Raw genomic sequence first — 2,313 nt, forward strand, 5'->3', positions numbered from 1 at the left:
GCCCGATGCCGAAGACCGCTCCGCCCACCAGCGTGCCCTGCACGACAGTGCGCGCGCGCTGCACGCGCAACTGCGCCAGGCCACCGCCCGCTCGTTGGACGAGCTGCATACCGAACTGGCCGGGCGCGACGCGGTAGACATTGAAGCCGAACGCGCCGCGCTGGACACCCAGGTGGTACAGCTGGAGGTGGCCATCGGCACCGCCAGCGCCACCGTCCACACCGCCCGCCAGACGCTGGAGGCAATCGACACCTCGGCGGCGGCGGCCGAAGCCCGTGAAGAAATGGAGTCCGCCGTGGCCCGCCTGCGCGCCGCCATACCGCCGTGGATGCAGTTGCGGCTGGCCGACAGCCTGCTGCAAGAAGCCTTGAAGCGCTTCCGCGAACGCGCCCAGGCCCCGATGGTGCGGCTGGCTTCTGAGTACTTTGGCCTGATTACCGGTGGCCGTTATCCCAAGCTGATAGTGGATGCCTCCGCCGAGCGCCCGGTGCTGCAGGCCGAAGGCGCGGATGGCCGCCTGATCGGCATCGAAGCCATGAGCGAAGGCACGGCCGACCAGCTCTATTTGGCCCTGCGCCTGGCTGCGTTGGAATTGCAACGTAGCAACGGCCCGGCCATGCCCCTGGTGCTGGACGACGTGCTGATGACCAGCGACGACGCCCGCGCCACCCACATCTTCCAGGCCCTGGCCCGCTTTGCTCAAGGAGGCCAGGTGCTGCTCTTCACCCACCACCAGCATTTGGTGCAGGTGGGGCAGGCGGCGCTGCCAGGGGATGCGCTGGCGGTGCATTATTTATAAGAAATAGGCCGCTCGTGCATATCCAACCAGCGCAAGCAGCTACTTTTTACATAGCAAGTCAACCAAGGCCACCCATGGCACAGCCCATCCGTTTGGAAACGCCTCGTTTGCTTCTGCGCCAGTGGCTGCCGCAGGACCGTGCCCCGTTTGCAGCGCTGAATGCCGACCCGCAGGTGATGGAGTTCTTCCCCGCGGTGCGCACGCGTGCCGAAAGCGACCAGATGGTCGATAGCTGCCAGGCGTTGATTGCCGAACGTGGCTGGGGCTTCTGGGCTGCGGAGTTGAAAACCTCTGGGCAATTTATCGGCTTTGTAGGCTTGCATGAGCCCTCGGCGCTGTTGCCGTTTTCTCCCTGCGTAGAGATTGGCTGGCGTTTGGCCGCGCCCTACTGGGGCCAAGGTTTGGCCACCGAGGCCGCCAAGGCCGCCCTGCAGTTCGGGTTTGACCAGGTAGGCCTTGCGGAAATCGTGTCGTTCACGGCAGTCGCCAACGCCCGCTCCCGCGCCGTGATGGAACGCCTGGGCATGCAGGCCGATGGCACTTTTGAACACCCCCAAGTCCCCGAAGGCCATGCATTGCGCCTGCATTGCCTGTACCGTCTTGCCCGGGAAATAGAGGTCAAATAGCCTCTCGGCGCATATTCCACCTGCACAAGCAGCTACCAAAAAAATAGCGACAAGGCCAAAGACCCAGTCGCTAGGTGCAGTAAGAGAGGAGGGGGGAGGCTTACGCCAGCTCGCCCATCTGGCTTTGCAGGTAGTTCTGGATGCCGACCTTGCCGACCAAATCAATCTGGGTTTCCAGGAAGTCGATGTGCTCTTCGGTGTCGTCCAGAATGCCTTGCAGCAGGTCGCGGGACACGTAGTCGCGCACGCTTTCGCAATGGGCGATGCCGTCCTTGATGGTGGCTTGGGCACCTTGCTCGGCCTTCAGGTCGCAGGCCAGGCATTCGGGCACGTCTTCGCCGACCAAAATCTTGGCCAGGTCTTGCAGGTTGGGTAAGCCATCCAACATGAAGATGCGGTCCATCAGCTTGTCGGCGTGCTTCATCTCGCCGATGGATTCTTCGTATTCTTTCTTCGCTAGCTTGTCCAAACCCCAGTGCTTGTACATGCGGTAGTGCAGAAAGTACTGGTTGATGGCGGTGAGCTCGTTTTTGAGTTGCGCTTGCAGATGCGCGATGACTTGGATGTCGCCCTTCATGGTGGCCGTCCCTTTTTGAATGTGTGGTCGCAAGATTGCTTCATTGCGGATTGTCGGCGACGCAGCCCGTTAAATCAAAAAAAGCGAACCTATGGCCCCATCTTTTCGCTCTGAGTACGAACACGCGTGATAGGCATTCGCAAGGGGGTTAAACAGGGTCTTGTTTGCCCTCTAAATAAATAGCAAGTGGGCGCTTCGCCATGTAAAGTGGGCCGCATGCTTGTTACCACCCATGTTCCCGCTGTATTGGATATCGAGGCATCGGGTTTTGGTCGGCAGAGCTACCCGATCGAAGTGGGATGCATCTTGCC

At 61.0% G+C, this 2,313-nt stretch carries 2 protein-coding genes and 1 pseudogene; 2 read left to right on the top strand and 1 reads right to left on the bottom strand.

Translation table 11 applies throughout. The features are described 5' to 3' along the window. Together ABI213_RS12590 and ABI213_RS12595 are read left to right on the top strand one after the other, a co-directional pair. Positions 1 to 799 (top strand): annotated as a pseudogene (locus ABI213_RS12590) (hypothetical protein); the annotation flags it as partial. A 74-nt stretch (positions 800 to 873) separates the two neighbouring features. Next, positions 874 to 1,425 (top strand): GNAT family N-acetyltransferase, encoded by a 552-nt coding sequence (locus tag ABI213_RS12595; RefSeq protein ID WP_348027355.1) that lies wholly within the window; start codon positions 874 to 876, stop codon positions 1,423 to 1,425. Between the two features lie 100 nt (positions 1,426 to 1,525). Here ABI213_RS12595 and bfr read toward each other — a convergent pair whose 3' ends face one another. Further along, positions 1,526 to 2,002, bottom strand: a complete 477-nt coding sequence (gene bfr / locus ABI213_RS12600; RefSeq protein WP_348014774.1) for a bacterioferritin — start codon at positions 2,000 to 2,002, stop codon at positions 1,526 to 1,528. Positions 2,003 to 2,313 lie beyond the last annotated feature (311 nt).

This window comes from Rhodoferax sp. (genome assembly GCF_039922535.1).
GTDB lineage: Bacteria > Pseudomonadota > Gammaproteobacteria > Burkholderiales > Burkholderiaceae_C > Rhodoferax_B.

Excerpts from the sequence above, each read along its gene's own strand:
- ABI213_RS12595 (WP_348027355.1), top strand. The coding sequence starts at position 874 with ATGGCACAGCCCATCCGTTTGGAAACGCCTCGTTTGCTTCTGCGCCAG.
- bfr (WP_348014774.1), bottom strand. The coding sequence starts at position 2,002 with ATGAAGGGCGACATCCAAGTCATCGCGCATCTGCAAGCGCAACTCAAA.